The 7406-nt window shown below is 72.3% G+C and carries 9 protein-coding genes; 4 read left to right on the forward strand and 5 right to left on the reverse strand.

Annotated elements, in window-relative coordinates:
* From RWP81_RS12360 to RWP81_RS12370, 3 genes are all read left to right on the forward strand, one after another.
* The coding region (locus RWP81_RS12360) for a hydroxyethylthiazole kinase (protein WP_314456517.1) at nucleotides 1-226 on the forward strand (226 nt) is incomplete at its 5' end.
* Complete coding sequence (thiE, locus tag RWP81_RS12365) at nucleotides 223-867, forward strand: thiamine phosphate synthase (RefSeq protein WP_314456519.1); 645 nt, start codon at nucleotides 223-225, stop codon at nucleotides 865-867. The genes RWP81_RS12360 and thiE, both read left to right, overlap by 4 nt.
* Nucleotides 864-2399, forward strand: a complete 1536-nt coding sequence (locus tag RWP81_RS12370) for a bifunctional hydroxymethylpyrimidine kinase/phosphomethylpyrimidine kinase (RefSeq protein ID WP_314456521.1) — start codon at nucleotides 864-866, stop codon at nucleotides 2397-2399. The genes thiE and RWP81_RS12370 overlap by 4 nt, the downstream gene beginning before the upstream one ends.
* Nucleotides 2400-2483: 84 nt before the next feature.
* Here RWP81_RS12370 and RWP81_RS12375 read toward each other — a convergent pair whose 3' ends face one another.
* The 5 genes from RWP81_RS12375 to RWP81_RS12395 form a co-directional block, all read right to left on the reverse strand.
* The gene (locus tag RWP81_RS12375; RefSeq protein WP_055951754.1) at nucleotides 2484-2666 is read right to left on the reverse strand and encodes a DUF5302 domain-containing protein; all 183 of its coding nucleotides are present in this window, start codon (nucleotides 2664-2666) and stop codon (nucleotides 2484-2486) included.
* A gap of 62 nt (nucleotides 2667-2728) precedes the next feature.
* The gene (locus RWP81_RS12380; protein ID WP_314456523.1) at nucleotides 2729-3655 is read right to left on the reverse strand and encodes a DnaJ domain-containing protein; all 927 of its coding nucleotides are present in this window, start codon (nucleotides 3653-3655) and stop codon (nucleotides 2729-2731) included.
* A gap of 85 nt (nucleotides 3656-3740) precedes the next feature.
* On the reverse strand, nucleotides 3741-4319 hold the full coding sequence (locus RWP81_RS12385; RefSeq protein WP_314456525.1) for a hypothetical protein: 579 nt from the start codon (nucleotides 4317-4319) through the stop codon (nucleotides 3741-3743).
* Nucleotides 4316-5152, reverse strand: a complete 837-nt coding sequence (locus RWP81_RS12390) for an LssY C-terminal domain-containing protein (RefSeq protein ID WP_314456527.1) — start codon at nucleotides 5150-5152, stop codon at nucleotides 4316-4318. Before RWP81_RS12390 ends, RWP81_RS12385 begins: the two co-directional genes overlap by 4 nt.
* Before the next feature lie 7 nt (nucleotides 5153-5159).
* Nucleotides 5160-6224, reverse strand: a complete 1065-nt coding sequence (locus tag RWP81_RS12395; protein WP_314456529.1) for an enoyl-CoA hydratase/isomerase family protein — start codon at nucleotides 6222-6224, stop codon at nucleotides 5160-5162.
* Between the two features lie 109 nt (nucleotides 6225-6333).
* Here RWP81_RS12395 and RWP81_RS12400 point away from each other — a divergent pair.
* Nucleotides 6334-7406, forward strand: a 1073-nt coding sequence (locus RWP81_RS12400) for an ATP-binding cassette domain-containing protein (RefSeq protein WP_314456531.1), incomplete at its 3' end; no start/stop codon positions are given.

The following is a 7406-nucleotide window of genomic DNA, read 5'->3' on the forward strand; positions in this document are numbered from 1 at the left end:
CACGCACACGATGGGGTGCAGGTTGTGGGCCAGCGCGATGGCGGCTTTCGCGGCCGTGGCCGAGCCGTTCGAGGCGGCGGTCGCCGCGTCCGCGGTGTGGGCCGTGGCGTCGGAGCGGGCGGCATCCGGATCCCGAGGACCGGGATCGTTCGCCGTCGCCTTCCTCGACGAACTCGCCGCGGTGCGACCGGAAGACCTCACGGGCCGGGCGGAGTTCACGCGATGACCGACCTCTCGCTCCACCTCGTCACCGACCACCGCGTCCCCTTCGACCGCCTGCGCGACATCGTCGATCAGGCGGCGGCCGCGGGCGTCACCGTCGTGCAGCTGCGCGACAAGGTCGCCGGCGGCGCCGAACTCTTCACCCGCACCCTCGACCTCGCCGACGTCATCGCGGGGCGGTGCGCCTTCCTCGTCGACGACCGCCTCGACGTCGTCCTCGCCGCACGTGACCGCGGCGCCCGGGTCGACGGCATCCATCTCGGTCAGAGCGATCTGCCCGTCGACGCCGCGCGCGCCCTGCTCGGCACCGACGCCCTCGTGGGCTGGACCGCGAATACCCCGGCCCACTTCGCCGCAGCCGCCGCCCTGCCGGAGGGCACCGTCGACTACCTCGGTGTCGGCGTCATCCGCGCCACGGCGACGAAGCCCGACCACCCGCAGCCCCTGGGTATCCACGGATTCGGCGAGCTCGCGGCATCCACCGCCCTGCCGTGCGTGGCGATCGGCGGGATCGACGTCGACGACGTCACCGCCCTCCGTGCGGCGGGAGCGGCGGGCGTCGCCGTCGTCTCGGCGGTGTGCGCGGCCGATGACCCGGGCGCGGTGGTGCGCGCCCTCACGGCGGCGTGGGGAGCAGACACGTGAACGACACTCCACCCGTTGCACCGCGCCGCGCGGCGCCCGACGCAACGCCGGTTGTCCCCCGCGTCCTCAGCATCGCCGGCACCGACCCCACCGGGGGTGCCGGGATCCAGGCCGACCTGAAGTCGATCGCGGCCTTCGGCGGCTACGGCATGGCCGCGGTGACGGCGCTCGTCGCGCAGAACACCGTCGGCGTCCGCGAGGTGCACGTGCCGCCGACGTCGTTCCTCGACGCGCAGTTGCGCGCGGTCAGCGACGACGTCGACATCGACGCGGTGAAGATCGGCATGCTCGGCTCGGCCCAGGTCGTCGCCACCGTCGACACGTGGTTGGTCGATGTGCTGGCCGAGGCGCGCCCCCCGATCGTCGTGCTCGATCCGGTGATGGTCGCGACCAGCGGCGACCGCCTGCTCGACACCGACGCCGAAGAAGCGGTCAAAGCGCTGTGCCGCCGCGCCGACCTCGTCACACCGAACCTGCCCGAGCTCGCCGTCCTGGTCGGCCGATCCGTCGCGACGAGCTGGGAGGAAGCCGTGGCGCAGGCGCAGACCCTGGCCGAGCGAGCCGACACCGCGGTCCTGCTGAAGGGCGGACACCTCGACGGCGAGCAGAGTCCGGATGCCATCATCGTCGGCGCCGACGTGCACCCGGTGCCCGGGCGCCGGGTCGCCACGCGTCACACCCACGGCACGGGCTGCTCGCTGTCGTCGGCCATGGCGACCCTCGCGGCGCACGGCATGTCGTGGCCCGAGGCCCTGACGCGCGCGAAACACTGGCTCACCGGCGCCCTCGAGCACGCCGATGCCCTGCGGGTCGGACGCGGCAACGGTCCCATCGACCACCTGCACGAGCTGCGCCCGCACATCGAGCTCGGCCCGCCGGTACCGGACGCCCCGCGGGGCGAGGCGGCATCCTGGAGCACCGAACGATGGGATGCCGTGGCCCCGGTGAGAGCCGACGTCGACGCCTGCGCCTTCGTGCGGGGGTTGGCATCCGGCGACCTGGATCGCGACGCCTTCGGCTGGTATCTCGGCCAGGACCTGCTGTATCTCCGCGAGTACGCGCGGGTGCTCGCCCGCGCCGCAGCACTGGCACCGACCGTCGACGAGCAGCGGTTCTGGGCGGCGGCCTCCGTCTCGTGCCTCGAGGAGGAGGCGGCGCTCCACCAGACGCACGTCGACCCGGCGGGGCTCGAGCCCGCGGCATCCACCCTCGACTACACCGACCACCTGCACGCGGCGTCGACAGTGGGCTCCTATGCGGTCCTGGTCGCCGCGATCCTGCCCTGCTTCGTGCTGTACACCGACATCGGCGCCCGCTGGCGGGGCACGTTCGCCGCCGACCACCCCTACGCCGACTGGCTCACCGCCTACGGCGACGAGGCGTTCGCTGCGTCGTCGGCTCGGGCGGCGGCGATCGTGGATGACGCGGCCCGAACGGCATCCGCGTCCGAACGCTCGGCGATGGCCGCGGCCTACGACCGGTCGATGCGCCTCGAGCTGACGTTCTTCGAGGCGCCTCTGAAGCGCCCGTGAAGCGGACGGAGGTGTCGCCGCCGAGAACGGCGAGGCGACACCTCCGTGCGATCCGATACCGACCCCGGTGAGAGGGCCGCTCGGTCAGCCGCTCTTGCGGCGGAACTCGCGCTTGGTGACCGCTCCGTGCGTGCCCTGCACGGCGGAGTGGCCGTCGAGGTGCGCCTGACCCGAACGCTGATGCCCGTTCTTCTTCTCGAGCGCTTCCTTGAACTTGCGTTTCATGTCGTCGGACGCCGAAGCGTCCGAGGTCTCGTCGGTACTCATGGCTCCACCCTAGACATGACCGCGCGAGAGCGGACCACCGAGACAGGACCGTGCGGGTCGTCCTAAACGTGGCGCACGCGCTGCTGCAGCCGCGTGCGGATGTCGAACAGCTCGGTCCCGCCGACCTCGCGCGCACCCGGGATGCCGCGACGCAGCAGCGTCGTCAACGCGCTGCGGGTGACGAGGGCGACCGGTGTGCCGCGCATCTTGCCGAGCTCGGTGACGGCCTCGAGCACGTCGTCGTCAGGGAGCACGACCATCGCACCGCTGAAGCGCACGCCCGCGGACCGGGCGATGACGCGGGCACGCGAGACCAACTCGGTCACGGGCGCACCGATGACGTGCGGGCCGCTGATCTCGCCGCGGCGCACGCCGACCGGACCGCCGAAGTCCTCGCTGAGCAGGGCGTAGAGTCCGCTCGGTCCGAGCACGAGGTGGTCGAGCTTCTGCTCGGGATCGCGTCCGTCACGGTCGGCGAACACGTCGTGCCAGACCGTGTAGCCCATGCCCAGCTCCGACACGAGCCGCGCCGTCTCCTCCTCGGCGAGCGCGTCGGCGAGGATGTGCCGGATCTCGGGCGGAGCCGAGCGCACGAGCGCGGGGTCGTAGGGGTCGGCGATGTCGACGCCGCGACCGACCCACTCGCGGATCAGGCCGAGGTAGCGCTCGCGACGCCACCCGCCGGGCTGTCCGTACGACCGGGCGCGCGGTCGCGTGTCGGTCGGACGGGAGGGAGCGGATGCCGTGGACCCGCCGCCCCATTCACCCGCGGTAGACCCGCGGCCGCGATCGTAGACGCTGCGGGCCTCGGACGTCCCGACGAGCTCCCATGCGCGCTGCACCTGCACGAACAGTGCGGCGTCGCCGCCGGTGTCGGGGTGCGTCTCGCGCAGCCGTACGCGGTAGGCGCGGCGCAGACCCTCGTCATCGACGTCGGCCGCGACGCGGAGCACCTCGTATGCCGAGGACGACATGGGGCTGTCGAACACGTGCGTCATCCGTTCTGCCGCCCGGGTGCGCGGCGCCTCTCAGGCTAACCCGCCGCGGCCGTGCACGGCCCGTGGCGACGGCGTCTCACACCGCTTCCGCGGCATCCGCCCCTCGACGACGATCCCGGCGCCGCCGTAGGGGGCGACGCAGCCTCCGCGCATAGGCCGCGGCGTCGCGGCTCGACAGGGCGAGCAGCACGAGGATGTCCAGGCTCAGCGTGATCAGGGTCGTCCGCACGGTGATCACCTGCCCGAACTCCCACCACCCCACGAAACTGGCGCTGATCGACGCCACCGATATGACCATCACCAGCACCCGCGCGAGGTTGCCGCCGAAGAAGATCCGGATGCCGAAGACCACCTGCACCGCGCAGACGACGGCGACCACGCCGAGGAAAACCGCGGTATCCACACCCAGGTCGGACACGCTCAGATCGAGAGGCTCGTCCGCGTTCCCGCTCGCCGCGCCCGCGATCTCGCGCAGCCACGGTGGGAGTGAGAACGCCACACTCGCCGCCCACAGCGCCCCCGCCGCCGCGCGCAGCAGCACGAGGACGCTGCCGGTGACGATCGAGGCCGGCCGGCGCATCGCCGGATCGGCCGTGGTCGGGTCGACCGGCGGCTCGAACGCCACGCGCTTCTCGGGAAGCCGCTCTGCGCTCACGGCGCCGACACCCCCTCGGGTGCGGACGGACGCACCGCGCTCACGTCGATGATCGGCAGGTCGCCGTCGGTGCTGATGCTGTCGCCTCCGCCGTTTCTCGAGTGGTAGCCGGTGGCGAAGTCGCGGATGACGTCGACCTCGACACCCGGCACTCCGCGGACGCTCGCGACGATGTGGTCGCGCTCGATGTCGGTGTCGGCGTCGATGCGGTGCGTGACCTGCAGCGTGAACAGCGACAGCCCGACCGCGCGGTCGAACGTCCCCGCGGCGAGCCAGTCGACGCGGCGTCCCCCCGGCAGGAGCCACCCGTCGGGGCACTTCCACAGCCGCACGTGGTGGCGCTGGGCGGGAGAGCCCGCGACCTCCTGCTGGTACGCGAGGTCTTGCATCCGTCCGAAGAGGAACAGCGGACTCACGGGCGCGCGCGGGTAGCTCCGACGGCGCAGCGTCGACACGACGATGCGCCACGACGACCGCAGGCTCACGGGGTCGGCCGGGATCCATCCGGCCGAGGCCATCACGGTTTCGACGTTCTCGCGAGACCCCTGCAGGGCGAGGTTCACGGGATCGCCGAGGAGCCCGTCGGAGGTGCGGGTGCGGCCCATGAAGTAGTCGGGCACGTAGACGGCGGTGAGGATGCGATGAAGCCGCGGCAGCGCGAAGTAGGCGAGCAGCACCCAGAACGCCACCGCCATGAGCACCCCGCCCCACCCGAGCGAGAACGACTGGGTGAGGCTCAGGTAGGCGAGCCAGATCGCGGCGGCACCGGCGAAGACGAAGAAGAACCCGTCGAGGGCCCGACCAATCGACCAGCGACGCCGCGACGGGGTCATGCGCTCGTCACCACAACGCCGGGGTGGGCTCGTAGGCGAACGCCTCGGCGACGCGCTCGGCGGGGAGGTCGTCGAGCCGTACCGGCGACCACGACGGAGAGCGGTCCTTGTCGACGACTTGCGCGCGGATGCCCTCGACCAGGTCGGGCTGCGTGAACGCGAACCACAGCACGAGGCCGTACTCCTGCGCGAGGGCTGCCCGGAGCGACGGTAGCTCGCGTGCCCGGCGGACCGCCTCGAGCGTCACGGCGAGCGCCGTCGGCGACGCGGTCGCGAGTACCTCGGCCGTCTGCTGCGCCTCGGCCTCGGGCCGGGCGCGCAGGCGCTCCAGGATGCCGGGGACATCGGCGGCCGAGAACGCCTCGTCGATCCACTCCCGCTCTGTCTCGAAGCGCGACGGCTCGGGCGTCTCGTCGAACAGCAGCACCAACTCGGTCGGGCTGGAGGGGTCGGCACGGTACTCCAGCGCTTCGTAGAGCGCCGGGAGATGGGCGGTGGGCACCATGTGGTCGGCGAAGCCGGCGTACAGGGCGTCGGCGGCATCCATCGTCCCGCCCGTCAGCGCGAGGTACTCGCCGATCCGGCCGGGCGCACGGCCGAGCAGCCACGACCCGCCCACGTCGGGGGTGAATCCGATGCGCGTCTCGGGCATCGCCAGACGCGAGCGTTCGGTGACGATGCGGATCGCCGCGTGACCGGCGAGGCCGATGCCCCCGCCCATGCACACGCCGTCGGCGATGGCGACGACCGGCTTCTTCGACGTGGCGATGCGGTGGTCGAGGGCGTACTCCTCGCGGAAGAAGGCGTGGATCTCGTCGGTCCGGCCGTCGACGACCATCCCGTGCAGCGCCCGCACGTCGCCGCCGGCGCAGAAGCCGCGCTCGCCCGCTCCGTCGAGCAGCACGATGTCGACGTCGGTGTCGCTCTCCCACCTGTCGAGGGTGAGGTGGAGCGCGCGGATCATGCCGAGGTCGAGCGCGTTGATCGCCGCCGGACGGTTGAGCGTGAGGTGGCCGAGACCACCCCGGCCACCGACCAGGACACTGTCGTTCTCGGTTCGCTCTGCGTGCACGCTGCCACGTTACACAGGCCCCGCGGACCGCCTCCGCCTCGGGGAGGATACGTTTTCGGCCCCGGATCGGGGAAGATGGGCGGAACGTCTGCCGAAGGAAAGGGGCCGCATGCCCGACGGACAGGTGCTCGAACTGGCCGGCCTCACCAAACGGTTCGGGGCGATCTCGGCCGTCGACGGCCTGACCGCCCGCATCGAACCCGGGCAGGTCACGGGCTTCCTCGGCCCGAACGGCGCAGGCAAGACGACCTCGCTGCGGATGCTGCTGGGCCTGGTGCGTCCCACCGCCGGCACCGCGACGATCGGGGGCAAGCGCTACGCCGACCTCGCCTCGCCGTTGCAGAGCGTGGGCGCCGCCCTCGAGGCATCCAGCTTCCACCCCGGTCGCTCGGCCGCGAACCACCTGAAGGTCTACGCGCGCGCAGCGAACCTCCCCACCTCCCGCATCGATGAGGTGCTCGGCCTCGTCGGGCTCGCCGACGTGGCCGGTCGCCGGGTCGGCGGCTTCTCGCTCGGCATGCGTCAGCGTCTGGGACTTGCCACCGCACTCCTCGGCGACCCCGGCGTGCTCGTGCTCGACGAGCCGTCGAACGGTCTCGACCCCGAGGGCATCCGGTGGATGCGCTCGCTGCTGCGCCACCTCGCCGAAGAGGGACGCACGGTGCTCATCTCGTCGCACCTGCTCGCCGAGGTGCAGCAGACGGTTGACGCTCTACTGATCATCTCGCGTGGTCGCCTGGTGTTCCAGGGCGGCATCGAAGACCTCGCCGACCCCGACGAGTACGCCACGGTCGTCGACTCCCCCGACCGTGCCGCGCTGTCGCGCCTGCTCGAGGACCGCGGGATCGACCACCAGCTGCTGCGCAACGGCTTCACGATCCGCCACCACGAACCGGTCGAGATCGGCGCCCTCGCCGCGGGCGCCGACATCGCACTGTCGAACCTGCAGAGCAAGGGCGCGAGCCTGGAAGACATCTTCCTCGAGCTCGTCAGTGGCGTGCGCGTGCACGCGAGCGCCGGAGCGGCGCCCGCCCCGGTCGCCGACGAAGCTCTCGCCACGGCGGAGGATCCCGGAGAGGTCCGCGATGCCGGAGAGGTTCCGGATGCCGCCACCCCGACCCCCGCACCGATCGCGGCGGCCGCTGCGTCGGCGGATCCCGACGACGACCCGCGTCCCTCGAC

Origin of the sequence: uncultured Microbacterium sp., from assembly GCF_963521695.1 — a bacterium.
Taxonomy (GTDB): Bacteria; Actinomycetota; Actinomycetes; order Actinomycetales; family Microbacteriaceae; genus Microbacterium.